We start from the raw sequence: 17,360 nt of genomic DNA, 5'->3' as shown, positions 1-17,360 counted from the left end.
ACATGGCTTTCGACCAAACAACAAGAAACCGCCTGCAGCGCTTCGTCAACGACGCGCGCCGTGTGCTGGAAGAGGAGTTCACCCGCCAGCTGCAGAACGACTACGGCATGGACCCGAATGCGGGATCTGTCGCCGAGCTTGCCAGTCTGCGCCATATCAACGACGCCCAGCGCGAAACCGCCCGCATCCTGCGCGATACCCTGGCGCACTACACCGCTAGTGGTGATATGAACGCCATGCAGGGTCTGGATCGCATCGTGCGTGAGCAGGCCTTCACCGTGCTCAACCGACTGGCGGCGCTGCGTATGGCGGAAGCGCGTGGCCTGTTGGTCGAATCAGTTGGCAACGGCTTCCAGGCCAAGGGCTTTCAGCTCTACGCGCGCCTGGCCGGCACCGGCCTGGGCGAAACCGGCGATGCCTACCGCGTGTATTTGTTCAGCGTGTTCGATGAACTCGCGCAAGACTTGCCCGGCCTGTTCGACCGCTACTCACCGCAGGGCCGCCTGTTCCCGCGCGAGGCTGCACTGCTGCAAGTACTGACCCTGATCAACGATGCCGACATCGCCCCGCTGTGGAGCGAGGACGAAACCATCGGCTGGATCTACCAGTATTTCAACTCGAAGGAAGAGCGCAAGGCGATGCGCGATGCCAGTCAGGCACCGCGCAACAGCCGAGAACTGGCGGTACGCAACCAGTTCTTCACGCCGCGCTATGTGGTCGAGTTTCTGGTGGACAACACCCTCGGGCGTCTCTGGTTCAACGCCACGGGCGGGGCCACCGGCCTGCGCGATCGCTGCCAATACTTGCTGGTGAAACCGGACGAAACGCCACAAGCCGCCACCAAGCTGCGTGACCCGCGCACCCTCAAGCTGCTGGATCCGGCCTGCGGCTCCATGCACTTTGGCCTATACGCCTTCGATCTTTTCACCGAGATATACCGTGAGGCATGGGCTTGGGAACAACAGCACGGCCCCGGCTCGTTGGATGTCTCGACTCAGCCCCAAGCCGCTCTGAAACCACTGAGCCAGACCTACGAGGGCGAGGCGGCATTTCTGCGCGACGTTCCGCGCCTGATCATCGAGCACAACATCTACGGTGTGGACATCGACCCGCGTGCCGCGCAGATCGCCTCGCTGGCGCTGTGGCTGCGGGCGCAGCGCGCTTGGCACGACGCGGGGGTGAAAGCCAAAGACCGCCCCCTGATTGGTCGCGGTCATGTGGTCGCCGCCATTGCGCCGCCTGCCGAACGCGAGTTGCGCCAGCAGTTTGCGGCCAACCTCGATAAGCGCGATGCCGAGCTGTTCGAGAAGACCCTGCAACTGCTCAAGGGGCTCCCGGAGTTGGGCGTTCTTCTTCAAGCAGAGAAAGACCTCCCGAGGTTAACGAGAGAGATTTATGTAGGGAAAGGCACCGGGCTATTTGCCGAACAAGAACAAGAGACTTGGCAGCAAGCTGAAACTAGATTGCGGGAGGCACTTCTTGATTTCTCTCATGCAGCGAAATCGACATATCAAGCGCGGCTGTTTGCCCAGGATGCTTTGGATGGACTCCGCCTGATTGATCTCGCGCGCGAGCGATTCGATGTCTTGGTAATGAATCCACCGTTTGGCGAGCCTGCACGCTCGACAAAATCCTACCTCGAAGAGACGTTGCCACGATCCAAAGGAAATATCCTCACGCAGTTTATCGAGCGAGCAACCCAATTGGTTCGCTTGGGTGGGCGTGTTGGAGCGATCGTCAGTCGCACATGTTTTTACCTGCAAAGCTTCTCAGCATTTCGCAAGTCGGTACTGGCTGAGGATCTTGCAATGGAGACCTTTGTTGATCTTGGACAAGGGGTTCTTGATGCGATGGTCGAAACGGCGGCTGTTACTTGGGAGAGGAGTCACGGGAAGGCAGATGAAGCCATCTTTTTCCGGGAGCTCAATAGGATCGACAAGAACAGCGGTTTACTCGAATCAATTCACTTGCTGAAGAGCGGGCGCGACGGAGGCAATTTTTTCAGGAGGCGAGTCGAACAGTTTTCTGTATTTGATGACATGCCGTACGTGTATTGGATCAATGACTCGATAGCAAGAAAAATCGCGGCGCGCCCCGTAGTTGAGCCGTTGGAATGCTCTATTCGGGTTGGGTTACAGACTGGAGATGATTTCAGATTCCTGAGGCTTTGGTGGGAGGTGAGTGATGGCCAAGTCATTATTCCTACTAAAAAGCATGATGTAGAAGAACTTCGAAAGCAGTCCATTGAGTTGAGAAAAGGAAGATGTGGGCGTGGTATTCGAAAACTGAATCAGCGTCACCAGTCCTCTCCTCAATACACCTATATGTAAACTGGTCTGATGATGGAGCCGAGATAAAGGCCTATCACGTTGGAAATGGCCACTCCGCGTCAAAGTACGTAATGTCTGAGTCAATGTACTTCAGGCCCGGCTTCAGCTACATGCTTCGCTCAAGTCGCTTGGTTCCCTACATCGTGCCTTTGGGAGTCATTCCGACAGCTGGCCGAAGCCAGGTCTACCCCAAAGAAGGCTCTGAAATCTGGCTTGCTACCCTCTTGTCATCCAATCTTGCCACTGCTGTTGCTCGGTGGTGCAGCCGCGTCAGCTGGCCGAGCGAGAGGCCGCCGGCGAAGTACGCGCCGGCGCCGAGCACCCACGGCAGCAGCTGCACGCCCTGGTTGCCGGTATCGGTGGCCAGATTGACGCTGAAGGTATGGCGCACCACCTTGCGCCAGTTCTGGCGGATGCGGCCGAAGGCACCGCCCAGGCGGCGACGCTCGGACGCCTCGCCCGCGTAGAGCGCGATGGGCTCGGCGTTCTCGCGCACGCGCACCAGGGCGAAGCGGTAGTCGCCCTCGCGCGCCTGCTGGCGATAGCGGGCGCGCAGCAGCGGCCGCCCCAGCCATTCCACCAGGCCGGTGCTGAGCAGGCAGAAGCCCAGGAACACGAAGACCACCAGCCCGGGAATGGCCACCTGCTGCCCGGCGACGGTGAAGGCGATATCGCGCGAGAGGTTCCACAGCACGCCGGTGAAGACCACCACCACGCCCATCTGGTGCAGGAACTCGAAGCCCTTGGTCACGCCCTTCTCGGTCAGGATCTGCAGGTCCTCGGACAGGCGCTGGTCCGGGTTGTCGATGCTGCCGGCGCGGTCCATCCGGTAATAGGCCTTGCGCGCCAGCCAGCGGTCGGAGAAGTACGCGTTGAGCCAGGTGCGCCAGCGCATGTAGAGCAGCTGCATCAGCCACTCCACCACGGTATGGGCCAGCACCCAGGTGGCCATGACGGCGCCGGTGAGGATCAGCTGCCGCCAGAACACGCTGGCCTGGCGATCGCCCAGCGCATCGAACATCACCCCGTAGATGCGGTTCTGCAGCAGGCCCTGGTAGACCATCACCCCGTGCAGCGCGGGGATGGACAGCAGCAGGAGCCAGGCCATGAGCCGGTCGTCCGAGCGCCAGTAGCCGCCCAGCAGGCGCCAGAGCTGACGCGCCGGGACCTTCGGCAGGTGCCTTTCGTCGTGGTCGGTGTCGTTCATCGAGGCTCCGTGGCAACGGCGGCGGGCAGAGCGCGATGGCCCCAGGTGGCAGCGCGCCGCGCCACGGGCCGCCTGGACGGCGGCCAGCACAACGGGCGTCTGCGAAAGCGTTCCCCTTCTCCTCGGACGGCCCCTCCGCCGGTCCGGTCCCTGTCCTTCATCCTCCGCTGCGGCGTCCCCCCGCTGCAGCGTCGGTGGCCTGTGCGTGCTGGCGGTTGGCCGGGCGCCTGCGGCACGCGTCGAACGCGGGCCGTAGGCGCGCCGTCATTCCGCCAGGCGCAGGCCGGTCATGCCTCAGGCGGCCAGCACGGTGAAGCCGGCGTCGGTGATCACATGCTTGATCGCCTCCACGTCGATGCCGGCCTCGTCGAAATCGACGGCGACCTGCTTGGTCTCCAGCACGATCTGCGTGGCCTGCACGCCGTCGGTGCCTTCCAGCACGCGCTTGAGGCGGCCGGAGCAGCCTCCGCACTTCATGCCGTCTACGGTCAGTTCGATATGCATCTTGGGCTTTCCTTGGGTGTGGGAAGTGGGACTTCGAAGCGGGCCGGCCCGGGCGATCCGATCACTTCGGACGCCAGCGGTTGAGCAGCACCGAGTTGCTCACCACCGAGATCGAGCTCATCGCCATCGCCGCGCCGGCGATGACCGGATTGAGCAGGCCGAACGCGGCCAGCGGGATGCCGAGCACGTTGTAGAAGAAGGCGAAGAACAGGTTCTGGCGGATCTTGCGCAGCGTGGCGCTGGACAGGTCGATGGCGGTGGCCACATGGCGCAGGTCGCCCTTGACCAGCACCACGTCGGCCGCCTCGATGGCGATGTCCGAGCCGGCGCCGATGGCCAGGCTCACATCGGCCGCGGCCAGCGCCGGCGCGTCGTTGATGCCGTCGCCGACCATGCCCACGTGCCCGCCCTGCGCCTGCTGCAGGCGCTTGACCTCATCGGCCTTGTGCTGCGGCAGGACTTCGGCGAAGTAGCGCGTGATCCCGGCCTGGCGCGCGATCGCCTCGGCGGTGTGGCGGTTGTCGCCGGTCATCATCACCACGTCCACGCCCATGGCCTGCAGCCGGCGCACGGCCTCGCGCGAGGTGTCGCGCAGCTGGTCGGCGATGGCGATGAAGCCGGCGGTCACGCCGTCCACCGCGACGCCGACCACGGTCTTGCCCTGGGCCTGCACGGCCTGGGCGCGGGCTTCCAGCGCGGTGCTGGTGCGGGCCTGCTCGGCCGCCAGCCAGGCCGGCGAGCCCAGGATCGCCTGGCGCCCGTCGATCACGCCGCGCACGCCCTTGCCCGGGATCGTCTCGAAGTCGGTCACGCCCGCCGCCTGCACGCCGGCCGCCTCGGCGGCCTGCATGATCGCCCTGGCCAGCGGATGCTCCGAGCCGGCCTCCAGGCTGGCCGCCAGCCGCAGCAGCGCGTCGCGTTCGGTCTCCGCGCTGGGCAGCAGGTCGGTCACCTGCGGCTTGCCTTCGGTCAGGGTGCCGGTCTTGTCGACCACCAGGGTCTTGAGCGCGCGGGCGCGTTCGAGCACCTCGGCGTTGCGGATCAGGATGCCGGCGCGCGCGCCCATGCCGGTGCCGACCATGATCGCCGTCGGCGTGGCCAGGCCCAGCGAGCACGGACAGGCGATCACCAGCACCGCGACCGCGTGCACCAGCGCGACGGAGAAGCTGCCGGTCACCATCCAGGTGATGGCCAGGGTCAGCGCGGCGATGGCCACGACGACGGGCACGAAGATGCCGGCGATCCGGTCGACCAGGTGCTGGATCGGCGCCTTGGAGCCCTGCGCCTCGTCGACCATGCGGATGATCTGGGCCAGCATGGTGTCGGCGCCGATGCCGGTGGCGCGCGCGCGCAGCATGCCGTACTGGTTGACCGTGGCGGCGAACAGCCGGCTGCCGGGTTCCTTGTTCACCGGCATCGACTCGCCCGAGAGCATCGCCTCGTCCACGCTGGAGGTGCCGCTGAGCACTTCGCCGTCCACCGGCACGCTTTCGCCCGCGGCGACCACGAACACATCGCCCACCACCAGGCTGCCGGCATCGACCTCGACCAGCTTGCCGTCGCGTTCGACCTTGGCGGTCTTGGGCTTGAGGTTGAGCAGCGCGCGGATCGCCGAGGAGGTCTTGCGCTTGGCGCGCGCCTCCAGCAGGCGTCCGAGCAGGATCAGGGTGATGATCGAGGCGCTGGCCTCGAAGTACACATGCTGGCCCGGCAGATCCAGCACCGTCACCACCACGCTGTACAGATAGGCCATGGAGGTGCCCAGCGCCACGAGCACGTCCATGTTGGCCGTGCCGCTGCGCAGCGACTTGAAGGCCGCCTTGTAGAAGCGCGCGCCGATCCAGAACTGCACCGGCGTGGCCAGCACCAGCTGCAGCCAGCGCGGCAGCAGTTCGGTGTGGTGGCCGCCCAGCGCGTGGCCCAGGTCGGCGAAGTCGAACATGGTGAACATCTGCGCGAACAGCGGCAGGGTCAGCACCACCGAGGCCACGAACATCCAGACCTGGCGGCGCCAGGCCGCGCGTTCGCCGGCCTCGCGCGCAGCCATCTCGGCCTCGCCGATCTCGCGCACCTCGCTCGCGCCGAAGCCGGCCTTGCCGATGCGCTCGACGATCTGCGCCACGTCGACCACGCCCGGGGTGTATTCCACCCGCGCCTTGGCCGAGGCGAAGTTGACGTTGCCGGCGATCACGCCGGGCGTCTTGGCCAGCACGCCTTCGATGCCGGCCGCGCAGGCGGCGCAGCTCATGCCGGTGATCTCCAGCGCCACGGTCTCCGGCGGCACCGAGAAGCCGGCCTTGTCCAGCGTCTCCACCAGGGCCTGCGGCTGGACCTGGGTGCGGTCGTACTGCAGCTGCACGCGTTCGCTGGCGAAGTTGACCGTCGCCTTGACGCCCGGATGCTTGTTGAGCAGCTTCTCGATCGTGGTCGCGCACGCCGCGCAGGTCATGCCGCGGACCGGGAAGTTCAACGTGGTGGCTGCCGCCTGAGTCATGAATCGTGGTTCCTGTCTTTGAGATCCGCGCCGCAGCACGAGGCCGGCGCGGGCGAAGGCGCGGCCGCCGCGTCGTTCGCCTCGGGCGGCGCGCCGTGGATGCTGGAGAGGATCGGGCAGCCTTCCGGCTCGCCGCAGCCGGGGCAGGCGTCGATCAGCCGCGCCAGGGCGTCGCGCATCTCGGTGAGCTGGGCGATGCGCACGTTCAACTCCTGCAGGCGCCGGCTGGCGCGCTGCTTGACGCCTTCCACGCCGTTGACCCGATCGGATTCCAGCGCCAGCAGCTCGCGGATCTCCTCCAGGCTGAAGCCCAGCTCCTTGGCGCGCAGGATGAAGCGCATGCGCTCGACCGACTGCGTGTCGTATTCGCGATAGCCCGAGGCGCGGCGATAGGCGGGCGAGAGCAGCCCCTCGCGCTCGTAGTAGCGGATCGTGTCGATCGCCACCCCGGACTGCTGGGCCAGCACGCCGATCGTGAAGTGGGAACGTGGCGGTGTGGAGTTCATGAGGTGAACCCTAAGACTTGGACCTAAGTCCAGAGTCAACGTGATTGTTGCATTGCGAGATGGACATTCATCATTCGTTCATTCCACGAACGACTATGCGTCGTGCAGAGCCTTGTGGAGTGGGCTTCAGGGTTCTGTCCTATCTGGGGCCACGCGCGGCGGTTGGCTTGCCCGTGCGGATCTCTTGGTTATCCTGCGGCCATTCCTCGCTGCTTCCGCATCCGCCTTGTCGCTGCCGTCCGCCCTCCTGCGCCTGCTGCTGTGCACGATCCTGCTGCTGAATGGCGCAGGCGATGCCGCGGCGCGCGCCTGGGCGCAGGCGGCGGCGAATGCGCACGGGTCGGCCGCATCGTCGGCATCGCGCGGCCATGAGGCGCACGCGTCGATGCAGCATCGTCCCGGCCACGCGCAGGCCGATTGCCAGATGCACCCGCGCGCCGCGCCGGCCTGCGGGCAGGCGATGGAGGGCGCGCATCAGAAGCATGGCGAGCACTGCTGCGCCTCGTCCGAATGCCACTGCGCCGCGGCCTCGCAGGTCATCGTGCCGGCGCTGCCGACCCTGGTGCACCCGCACGCACCCGCCAGCCGCACGCTGGCGTTCGACGCGCGCACGCGCGGCGCGCCCGCCGTGCCGCCGCTGATCCGTCCCCCGATCCGTTAGCGCCCGCTCGGCCGCGTCTGTCGCGGCCTGGATCGCAGTCGCAGCCCGGCCCTGGCCTGGCGCACTGCGCCTGCATTTCGTGCCGCATCGGCACGGCTTTCGATCGAGGCGTCTATGCCATCACGCTTTTTCTCCGGACCCGATCGGGTCCCGGACCCTTCCCGCCGTACCTTCGTCACCGGCCTGGCGCTGGGCGGCGCCACGCTCGGCCTCGGGCTGGCGCGGGTACCCGCCTTCGCCCAGGACCGCCGTGCGGCCGCCAACGAACTGCGCGGCACCGCATTCGACCTGGCCATCGGCGCGAGCCGCGTCAACTTCACCGGCCGCGAGCGGCCGGCGATCACCGTCAACGGCCGCCTGCCCGCCCCGCTGCTGCGCTGGCGCGAAGGCGACACGGTCACCATCCGCGTCAGCAATCGCCTGGCCGCCGGCACGCAGACCTCGGTGCACTGGCATGGCCTGCTGCTGCCGGCCAACATGGATGGCGTGCCGGGCCTGAGCTTCGACGGCATCTATCCTGGCGAGGCCTATCTGTACCGCTTCAAGCTGCGCCAGTCGGGCACCTACTGGTACCACAGCCATTCGCTGCATCAGGAACAGGCCGGGCTGTACGGGCCAATCGTCATCGAGCCGGCCGCGCCGCCGCCGTACCACTACGACCGCGAGCACGTGGTGCTGCTGTCGGACTGGACCGACCTGGATCCGGCCGCACTGTTCCGGCGGCTGAAGAAGATGCCGTCCTACGACAACTACTACCAGCGCACGGTGGGCGACTTCGTGCGCGATGCGCGGCGCGACGGGCTCTCGGCCACGCTGGCCGACCGCGGCATGTGGGGCCGGATGCGGATGACGCCCAGCGACCTGTCCGACGTCAACGGCCACACCTACACCTATCTGATGAACGGCACGACGCCGGCGGCCAACTGGAGCGGCGAGTTCCGCCCGGGCGAGAAGGTGCTGCTGCGCTTCATCAACGCCGCCAACATGACCTATTTCGACATCCGCATCCCGGGCCTGAAGATGACCGTGGTCGCGGTGGACGGGCAGTACGTCCATCCGGTCAGCGTGGACGAGTTCCGCATGGCCGTGGCCGAGACGGTGGACGTGATCGTCGAGCCGCGCGGCCAGGACGCCTACACCGTCTTCGCCCAGGACATGGGCCGCACCGGCTATGCGCGCGGCACGCTGACCACCCGCCTCGGGCTGGAGGCGCCGATTCCCGCGCTCGATCCGCGCCCGCTGCTGAGCATGGGCGACATGGGCCACGACATGGGCGCGATGGGCGGCATGGACCATGGCGCGGCCAGACACGACATGGCGGGCATGGACCATGCGGCGATGGGGCACGGCGACATGGCCGGCATGGATCACGGCGCAATGGGCCATGGCGCCGGTGGCATGCCCGCGCATCCGGCCAGCGAGACCCGCAACCCGCTGGTGGACATGCAGTCGATGGCCACCGCGCCCAAGCTGGACGACCCCGGCATCGGCCTGCGCGACAACGGCCGCAAGGTGCTGACCTATGCCGACCTGCGCAGCGTGTTCGACGATCCCGACGGGCGCGAGCCCGGCCGCGAGATCGAGCTGCACCTGACCGGCAACATGGAGAAGTTCGCCTGGTCGTTCAACGGCATCCCGTTCGCCAGCGCCGAGCCGCTGCGGCTCAACTACGGCGAGCGCGTGCGCATCGTGCTGGTCAACGACACCATGATGCAGCACCCCATCCATCTGCATGGCATGTGGAGCGATGTGGAGGATGCGCAGGGCCGCTTCCAGGTGCGCAAGCACACCGTGGACATGCCGCCGGGAACGCGCCGCAGCTATCGCGTGCGCGCCGACGCGCTGGGCCGCTGGGCCTACCACTGCCACCTGCTCTACCACATGGACAGCGGCATGATGCACGAAGTGCGGGTGGAGGAATGAGCATGCAGACCTTCCCCCGCACCGCAGCGGCCATCGCCCTGGGCCTGCTCGTTTCGTCGCCGGCGCTGGCCGGCCAGACCGCCGCGGAGACGCCGCAGGCCACCTGCAAGAAGACAGCGCAAGCGCAAACCAATGGACAGTCTTCGTCCTCGCCATGCCCGCACAGGCCGAAGCAGCACGCCTCGTCCATGGGAGGCGCTGCGATGGACCACTCCACGATGGACCACTCCACGATGGACCACTCCACGATGGACCACTCCACGATGGATCACTCCACGATGGAGCACTCCTCGATGGATCATTCGACGATGGACCACGGCGCATCGCAGGAACCGCGCGAGCCCATTCCCGTCCTGACCGACGCAGACCGCGCGGCCGCCTTCCCGCAGCTCTCGCACGCCTCCATGGCGCATGGCCCGACGCTCAACTGGCTGGTGCAGCTGGATCGCCTGGAGGCATGGAACGCCAGCGATGCGCACGGCCAGGCCTGGGAAGCCAGCAGCTGGATCGGCGGCGACGTGAATCGCCTGTGGCTGCGCAGCGAAGGCGAGCGCAGCGCGGGACGCACCGAATCGGCCGATCTGGAAGTGCTCTACGGCCGCAGCATCACGCCCTGGTGGGATTTGGTCGCCGGCGTGCGCCAGGACTTCCGCCCGCGCGACGGGCGCACCTGGGCCGCGCTCGGCATGCAGGGCCTGGCGCCGTACAAGTTCGAGGTCGCCGCCACGGCGTACCTGGGCAGCGCGGGCCAGCTCGGCGCGCGCCTGGAGGCCGAGTACGAACTGCTGCTCACCAACCGCCTGATCCTGCAGCCGCGCATCGAGGCCGACCTGTCGGCCAAGGACGATCCGCGCACCGGCCAGGGCAGCGGGCTCAATAGCGTCGAGGCCGGCCTGCGCCTGCGCTACGAGGTCACCCGCCGCTTCGCGCCCTACATCGGCGTGAACCACACCCGCTCCTTCGGCGGCAGCGCCGACGCGGCCGACCACCCGCGCGAGACCGCGCTGGTGGCCGGTGTGCGCGTGTGGTTCTAAAGGTTCCCTTTCTTCTCCCACCCCAAGAGGCTCTCCATGAAACATCCGTTCTTCGCTGTCTCCCTCGTATGCGCCGGCCTGCTCTCCGGCACCGCCTGGGCCGGTCCGCAGGCGCACCAGCACGGCGACCATGCCGCGGCCGCGCCGGCCCAGGGCGAGTTCGCCGCGCTGGACAGGAACCACGACGGCTTCATCGACAAGGCCGAGCTGCCCAAGGACCATCCGCTGGCGCCGCATTTCGGCATGATCGACATGGACCGCAACGGCAAGCTCAGCCCGGCCGAGTACGACGCCGGCCTGAAGATGCTGCGCTGACCTCAGCGCAGTTCAAGGCAAGCCCGGCGCGTCGGAACGCATGAGCGACGCGCCGGGCCCGCCATCACGCGCACACGAATCCTCGCCGCGCGCCTACAGCGCGATCCGCTCCAGCGAGATGATCCCGCGCTGCAGGGCGATGGTGACCGCATGCGTGCGATCGCGCGCGCCGAGCTTGGCCATCAGACTCTTCATGTGCGCCTTGACGGTCTGTTCGGAGATCGACAGGCGCTGGCCGATGGCCTTGTTGGTCAGCCCGCTGGCGGCGGCCGACAGGACCACGGTCTCGCGCTGGGACAGCCCGTCGTCGGCCACGTGGCAGGCGATGCCCTCGGCGATGTGCATCGGCATGCGCGGGCGCTGGCCGGCGAAGACCGCGCGGATGGTGTCCAGCAGGTCGTGGCGCAGCATGTCCTTGAGCAGATAGCCGGCCGCGCCGGCCTGCAGCGCGCGCACCGCTCGCGCATCGCCGCTGTAGGTGGTCAGCACCAGGATGCGCGCACGCGGATCGTGCCGGCGCAGCCGCTCGATGGCTTCCACGCCGTCCATGCCGGGCATCTGCAGATCCATCAGCACCACATCGGGCGCCAGCTGCGCGTAACGCTCCAGGGCCTGGTGGCCGTCGCCGGCCTCGCCCAGCAGGCGCATGTCCGGCTGCGCCTCGAGCATGGCGCGCAGGCCGTCGCGCAACAGCGGGTGATCGTCCACCACCAGCACGCCGATCTGCGATTGCATCACGCGTCCTCCTGCGAAGCCCGGCGCAGGCGCTGCCACCAGCGCGTCCGTGCCACAGCGTAGGCGCGTGCGGCCGGGACCGAAAGGGCGATCTCCGTGCCCATCCGCTGCGCCGACCACACCTGCAGCGTGCCGCCGATGCGGGCGGCGCGCTCGCGCATGCCACGCAGGCCGAAGTGCGCACTCCTGGCCTGCGCGTCGGCCGGCATGCCCAGGCCGTCGTCGCGCACGCGCAGGTGCAGCGCCTCGCGGCCGTAGCCGATCTCCACTTCGATGGCCTTGGCCTGGGCGTGGCGCAGCGCGTTGGTCAGCGCCTCGCGCCCGATCAGGAACGCCTCCTCGGCCACGCAGGTCGGCAGCGCGCGCGGCTGGCCTTCGATCAGCAGGCGCAGGCTGGGCGCCGGGCCGTCGGCCAGGCGCTTGCCGACCGCCGCCAGGCGCGCGCCCAGCTCGATGCGGGTGTCCTCGCCGCGCAGGCCGACCACCCGCTCGCGCCCCTCGCGCAGGGTGGACTCGGCCAGCTCCAGGGCGTGCTCGACCTCGTGCCGCACCGGCTCGGTCGGCGGCAGCCGCTGGTTGGCCGCATGCAGCCGCAGCACCAGGCCCTGCATGCCCTGCAGCAAGGTGTCGTGCAGGTCGCGGGCGATGCGTTCGCGCTCGCCGTGGCGTTCCTCCAGGCGCGCGCGCCAGCGCGCGGCCAGCGCACGGCTGCGCAGGACGATGACCGCGGCGATCACCAGCGCCAGCAGCACCAGCATCGCCACGCGGAACAGCCCGGTCTGGGTCCACGCGGGGCGGATGGCGAAGCCGGCCTGGACCGGCACGCTCCACACGCCGTCCTCGTTGGCGGCCATGACCTCGAAGCGATAGCGCCCCGGCTGCAGGTTGGCGTAGCGCACCTGCGCCAGCTCACCCATCTCGCGCCAGTGCGCATCCACGCCCTCCAGGCGGACCCGGTAGCGCACCCGGTCCGGGCGCGCGAGGCTGGCGGCGGAATAGTCCAGCTCCAGCTCGCGCGTGCGCTTGGGCAGGACGAGCCCGTCGATCAGCGGCTGCCGGCCCTGGCCCGACACCACCTCGCCCAGGCGGACCTGCGGCGCGACGCGGTTGCGCGCGATGGCGTTCACGTCCAGCCAGGCCAGGCCCTGGTTGCTCGCCATCCACAGCAGCCCGTCCTGGCCCAGCGCCAGCGTGGGCACCGCGTTGGCCTGCAGCGCGACACCGGGCAAACCGTCGATGGCGTCGAAGGCGCGGGCCCGGTCCAGCGGCAGGCCGGTGGCGGCACTGCGCCGAAGGTCGTCGGGCGAGACGCGCACCAGCCCCCGGATGCCGTAGAGCCACAGGTCGCCTTCGCCCTGGCGCACGATCCCGCTGATGCCGAGCAGCAGGTCCTCGCGCAATCCGCGCACCCGGGCATAGCCGCCCGCCGCGTCGGCCAGCGCCAGGCCTTCCTCGCCCGCGACCAGGGTCAGCGCCTGGTCGCGGTACAGCCCGGTGATCGGCCCGACGCCGGCCTGCGACACCGGCACCGGGCCCTGCGCGTTGTCTTCCAACACGGCGACGCCGCCGTCCGGGTAGCCGACCAACAGCGCGCCGCGCGCATCCACCTGCAGGGTCGAGCAGCGCCGGTCGGGCAGGCGCGTCTCGCGTACCCAGCCGCTGCCGGCGTTGCGCAGCACGCCGCCCGCGGTCGCGCACATCCACACGGCCTGCGCGGACTGGATCAGGGCCGAGACCTCGCCCGGCCCTGCGTCGGACGGCGCTGCGGCCATCGCGGCCGGATGCGGCGAACGCACGATCCGACCGCCTTGCCAGCGCCAGACCGCTGCGGCGTCCTGCGCCGGCATCGGGCGTTGCCCCTGGCCCAGCGTCGCCAGGCGGGCGCGGTCCAGCGGCCAGACGGTGCCGGCCTCGCCATAGGCGCGCACCTGCTGCCACGGCAGCGTCATCAGCGTGTCCGGCGCATCGCGCCCCGGCCAGGCCAGGCGATGGATCAGGTGTCGGCGGAATCGCGACAGGCCCAGATTGGTGCCGATCCAGACATCGTCCTCCAGGTCTTCCAGCACCGGCGAGGCATAGGTGGAAGGCAGGCCCTGGCCGACATCGAAGCGTTCGATGCGCGGCAGGACGCCGGCGCGCTCCCAGCGCAGCCGCACGATCCCGCCGCCGCCCAGCACGCTGCCCCACAGGCTGCCATCGCGCTGGAAGGCGAAGCGCTGCAGGCGCAGCTGCGGCAGGGCGCGCCGCTGCCGCGCGTCTTCCGGCAGCAGCCCGGCGCGGTCGGCCACCGGCCACAGGCCGCGCCTGCGATCGGCCACCCACACCGTGCCGTCCGGCGCCTGCGCCAGGGTCGCGTAGCGGGTCAGCGGCACGCCGGCATCCAGGAACTTTTGCCCTGCGCGCGGCAGATACAGCAGGCGATCGGCCGTGGCCACCCACAGGGTACCGCCCGCGTCGCACAGCACCCAGTACGCCTCGCCCGCGGCGAAGCCCTGCCCGGCCTGCGGCGCGCGCCAGCGCTGCCCGTCGAACCAGCGCAGGCTGTCGCCGTTGGCCACCCACCAGCGCCCCTGCCCGTCGCGCGCCATCGAGAACGCGATCCCCGGCGGCAGGCCTTGCTCGGGGCCGTAGCGCTGCAGCGTCTGGCCGTGCAGATGGAAGACGCCGGCATCGTAGGTGCCGGCCCAGACGCCATCGGCGCCGTCGTCCTTGAGCACGGTGAGGTTGTTGGAGGGGAAGGCTTGCCCCGGCGGCGGCGCGGTGCGCATGAAGCGCTGCCCATCGAAGCGGTAGAGCCCGCTGCCCGTGCCCAGCCACAGGGCGCGATCGCGGCCCTGGAACATGTCCCAGATATCGGCCGGGGCGCCGCGTTCGAGCGTCCAGCTGCTGTGGTCGAACCCGGACAGCGCCGCGTCCGGGCGCGCGTCTTCAGCATGCACGACGCACGGCCACAGCCAGGCCAGGACCAGCCACGCCGAGCACGCGCGGATGATCCAGCTCCCTCGGTGTCCCTGCACGCCGGCGCCCCTCATGGATCGATTGTGTCAGGACAGGGGGGCGCGCTGACGCCTCTTTCGGGGGATGCGCAGCGCGCCGGGACCATGCGCCCATCGCCGGCGGAGGTGGCCATGCAGCGACTGTTCTCGATGTTTCCCGACCGGGGGCCCGGCATGGGCCTGCTGCTGCTGCGCGTGGCGCTGGCGGTGGCGCTGTGGCAGTCGCGCACGGCGGGCAGCCCGGCGTGGACCGGTGTGGCACTGGCGGGCGGCCTGCTGCTGATCTGCGGCTGGCTCACGCCGCTGGCGCTGCTGCTCGCCTGCGCGCACGCGCTGGCGCACCTGGCCGTCGATCAGGCGCCGACCCTGCTGCTCATCGCCGGCCTGGCCTTGCTGGGCCCCGGCGCGTACTCGCTGGACGCACGGCGCTTCGGCCGCCGCGTCGTCCACCACGACGCCGCGTCCCCCGAAAGAGGGAGCGACGGCCGCCACCAATGAGGGTAGGCGGCCCGGTGTCGCTGGCGACACGATGGCCTTCGCCCCACCGCGCCTGACCGGGCGGCATTCCCGCCGAAGGAGCCCTTCGCATGTCGCACGACCCGCACGATCCCCTGACGTTCACGCGTCGCCAGACCCTCCAGGCCGGTGCCGCCCTGATCGCCACCGCCGTCCTGCCGGCCGTGGCCCTGCCACGACCGGCCCCCTCGACCGCACAAGGAAATCCGCCCATGACCAGCAGCTACGTCCAGACCAAAGACGGCGTCCAGATCTTCTACAAGGACTGGGGCCCGAAGAATGCCCAGCCCATCGTGTTCCACCACGGCTGGCCGCTGTCCTCGGACGACTGGGACGCGCAGATGATGTTCTTCGTCCAGCACGGCTACCGCGTGGTCGCCCATGACCGGCGCGGTCACGGCCGTTCGGCCCAGGTCAGCGAAGGTCACGACATGGACCACTACGCCGCCGACGCCTCGGCCGTGGCCGAGCACCTGGACCTGCGCAACGCCGTGCATATCGGCCACTCCACCGGCGGTGGCGAGGTGGCGCGCTACGTGGCCAAGTTCGGCCAGCCGCAGGGCCGCGTGGCCAAGGCCGTGCTGGTGAGCGCCGTGCCGCCGCTGATGCTCAAGACCCCGACCAGTCCGGAAGGCCTGCCGCTGGAGGTGTTCGACGGCTTCCGCAACAGCACCGCCGGCAACCGCGCCCAGTTCTTCCTCGATGTGGCCGCAGGCCCGTTCTACGGCTTCAACCGGCCCGATGCGAAGGTCTATCCCGGCGTGGTCCAGAACTGGTGGCGCCAGGGGATGATGGGCAGCGCCAAGGCCCACGTCGATGGCGTCAAGGCCTTCTCCGAGACCGACCAGACCGAGGACCTCAAGGCCATCACCGTGCCGACCCTGGTCCTGCACGGCGACGACGACCAGGTGGTGCCGATCCAGGCCTCGGCGCTGAAGTCGATCAAGCTGCTCAAGAACGGCACGCTCAAGGTCTACAAGGGCTACCCGCACGGCATGCTGACCACGCACGCCGACGTCATCAACCCGGACCTGCTCGCCTTCGTCAAGAGCTGAGCCAACGCGCGCAGCGTCGGCGCAGAAACGAAGGTGGGAGAGTGGAACTGAGGGAGTGGGGCCGGAAGTCGGAGCGAGTCGAGGTGTGAGCCGGCATGCCGGCGATGAGGCTTTCCCGATAAAGCCCCTCGCCTCCCTGGCGGCTCCCACCTGTAGAGCGGAGCTCGCTCCGCTGGGGCCTTCACCGCGAACCGAACGAAGAGCAGCGGAGCAAGCTCCGCTCTACAGCCACGCCGCTGCGAGATTTGAGGAAACAGTTGCCTCCACGCTCTTTCCCACACCCGCACAAGCGCGCGACGCGACACGTCGCTTCATCAGGAGAAATCGTCGATGGCACAGGCTCCCAATCCCACCGTCGTCCTGGTGCACGGCGCCTGGGCCGACGCCTCCAGCTGGCGGGCCGTCATCGCGCGGCTGCTGCGCGCGCAGCTGCAAGTGGTCGCCGTGCAGAACCCGACCACGTCGCTGGCCGACGACGTCGCCGCCACCCGCCACACCCTCCAGGCCATCGATGGCCCGGTCGTCCTGGTCGGGAACAGCTGGGGCGGCACGGTCATCACCGAGGCCGGCAACGACCCAAAGGTGCGCGCGCTGGTCTACGTGGCGGCCTTCGCGCCCGATGCCGGCGAGTCGACCGGCGATCAGGTGGGCCAGCACCCGCCGCCGCCCGGGCTGGGCGGGGTCGTGCCGTTCGGCGACGGGTTCCTCAAGATGGGCGAGGCAAGCTGGATCGCCAACGTCGCCCAGGACCTGCCCGAGGAAGAGGCGCGCACGCTCGCCGTCGTGCAGACGCCGCTGGCGCTGACGACCTTCAACGACAGGATCGGCCATCCAGCCTGGCGCGACCGGCCGAACTGGTACGTCGTGTCCAGTCAGGACCGCGCAGTCAGCGTCGAACTTCAGCGCGCGTTGGCCACGCGCCTGCAGGCCCGCACCACCGAGCTGCCTGCCAGTCACATGTCGCTGCTGTCCATGCCGGACGCAGTGGCCGAGGTCATCGCGCAGGCGGTGGCCGCCGTTTCCAGTCAGGACGCCTAGGCGTTCTGGTCGAGTGCCACCGGCCTGCCGGAGCAGGCCGGTGAGA

At 68.9% G+C, this 17,360-nt stretch carries 14 protein-coding genes; 8 read left to right on the top strand and 6 right to left on the bottom strand.

Annotation, left to right across the window (positions count from 1 at the left end; genetic code table 11):
- Window positions 1–2: 2 nt before the first annotated feature.
- Window positions 3–2,330, top strand: a complete 2,328-nt coding sequence (pglX, locus tag EAT51_RS18130) for a BREX-1 system adenine-specific DNA-methyltransferase PglX (RefSeq protein ID WP_130516885.1) — start codon at window positions 3–5, stop codon at window positions 2,328–2,330.
- 184 nt (window positions 2,331–2,514) lie between these two features.
- Here the strand turns inward: pglX and EAT51_RS18125 are convergent, their stop codons facing one another.
- The 4 genes from EAT51_RS18125 to EAT51_RS18110 all read right to left on the bottom strand — a co-directional run bounded on the left by EAT51_RS18125 (window position 2,515) and on the right by EAT51_RS18110 (window position 7,041).
- Window positions 2,515–3,537, bottom strand: coding sequence for an SbmA/BacA-like family transporter (locus EAT51_RS18125; RefSeq protein ID WP_130516883.1), 1,023 nt, complete (start codon window positions 3,535–3,537; stop codon window positions 2,515–2,517).
- Window positions 3,538–3,831: 294 nt separating this feature from the next.
- Window positions 3,832–4,041, bottom strand: a complete 210-nt coding sequence (locus EAT51_RS18120) for a heavy-metal-associated domain-containing protein (protein ID WP_224096475.1) — start codon at window positions 4,039–4,041, stop codon at window positions 3,832–3,834.
- Between the two features lie 61 nt (window positions 4,042–4,102).
- Window positions 4,103–6,535, bottom strand: coding sequence for a heavy metal translocating P-type ATPase (locus EAT51_RS18115; RefSeq protein WP_130516881.1), 2,433 nt, complete (start codon window positions 6,533–6,535; stop codon window positions 4,103–4,105).
- Entirely contained in the window at window positions 6,532–7,041 is a 510-nt protein-coding gene (locus EAT51_RS18110; protein WP_130516879.1) for a heavy metal-responsive transcriptional regulator, read from the bottom strand. The genes EAT51_RS18115 and EAT51_RS18110 overlap by 4 nt, the downstream gene beginning before the upstream one ends.
- A gap of 226 nt (window positions 7,042–7,267) precedes the next feature.
- Between EAT51_RS18110 and EAT51_RS18105 the strand changes: the two genes are divergently transcribed.
- The 4 genes from EAT51_RS18105 (at window position 7,268) to EAT51_RS18090 (ending at window position 10,974) form a co-directional block, all read left to right on the top strand.
- Window positions 7,268–7,702, top strand: coding sequence for a CopL family metal-binding regulatory protein (locus EAT51_RS18105; RefSeq protein ID WP_130516877.1), 435 nt, complete (start codon window positions 7,268–7,270; stop codon window positions 7,700–7,702).
- Between the two features lie 114 nt (window positions 7,703–7,816).
- The gene (locus tag EAT51_RS18100; RefSeq protein WP_130516875.1) at window positions 7,817–9,625 is read left to right on the top strand and encodes a copper resistance system multicopper oxidase; all 1,809 of its coding nucleotides are present in this window, start codon (window positions 7,817–7,819) and stop codon (window positions 9,623–9,625) included.
- Window positions 9,626–9,627: 2 nt separating this feature from the next.
- The gene (locus EAT51_RS18095) at window positions 9,628–10,659 is read left to right on the top strand and encodes a copper resistance protein B (protein WP_425479880.1); all 1,032 of its coding nucleotides are present in this window, start codon (window positions 9,628–9,630) and stop codon (window positions 10,657–10,659) included.
- A 36-nt stretch (window positions 10,660–10,695) separates the two neighbouring features.
- Window positions 10,696–10,974, top strand: coding sequence for an EF-hand domain-containing protein (locus tag EAT51_RS18090; protein WP_130517617.1), 279 nt, complete (start codon window positions 10,696–10,698; stop codon window positions 10,972–10,974).
- 93 nt (window positions 10,975–11,067) lie between these two features.
- On the opposite strand, the gene EAT51_RS18085 is transcribed toward EAT51_RS18090, so the two are convergent.
- Both EAT51_RS18085 and EAT51_RS18080 read right to left on the bottom strand, forming a co-directional pair.
- Entirely contained in the window at window positions 11,068–11,709 is a 642-nt protein-coding gene (locus tag EAT51_RS18085) for a response regulator (protein ID WP_130516873.1), read from the bottom strand.
- Window positions 11,709–14,741 (bottom strand): sensor histidine kinase, encoded by a 3,033-nt coding sequence (locus EAT51_RS18080; RefSeq protein WP_130516871.1) that lies wholly within the window; start codon window positions 14,739–14,741, stop codon window positions 11,709–11,711. The genes EAT51_RS18085 and EAT51_RS18080 overlap by 1 nt, the downstream gene beginning before the upstream one ends.
- 96 nt (window positions 14,742–14,837) lie before the next feature.
- Between EAT51_RS18080 and EAT51_RS18075 the strand changes: the two genes are divergently transcribed.
- The 3 genes from EAT51_RS18075 to EAT51_RS18065 all read left to right on the top strand — a co-directional run bounded on the left by EAT51_RS18075 (window position 14,838) and on the right by EAT51_RS18065 (window position 17,314).
- Complete coding sequence (locus EAT51_RS18075; protein WP_130516869.1) at window positions 14,838–15,203, top strand: hypothetical protein; 366 nt, start codon at window positions 14,838–14,840, stop codon at window positions 15,201–15,203.
- A 230-nt stretch (window positions 15,204–15,433) separates the two neighbouring features.
- A complete protein-coding gene (locus tag EAT51_RS18070; protein WP_228257987.1) occupies window positions 15,434–16,276 on the top strand; it encodes an alpha/beta fold hydrolase in 843 nt (280 codons plus the stop codon).
- Between the two features lie 330 nt (window positions 16,277–16,606).
- Entirely contained in the window at window positions 16,607–17,314 is a 708-nt protein-coding gene (locus EAT51_RS18065; RefSeq protein WP_130516865.1) for an alpha/beta fold hydrolase, read from the top strand.
- Window positions 17,315–17,360 lie beyond the last annotated feature (46 nt).

Origin of the sequence: Pseudoxanthomonas winnipegensis (assembly GCF_004283755.1) — a bacterium.
GTDB classification, from domain to species: Bacteria; Pseudomonadota; Gammaproteobacteria; order Xanthomonadales; family Xanthomonadaceae; genus Pseudoxanthomonas_A; species Pseudoxanthomonas_A winnipegensis.
This window is presented reverse-complemented; position numbering and strand designations above follow the sequence as displayed.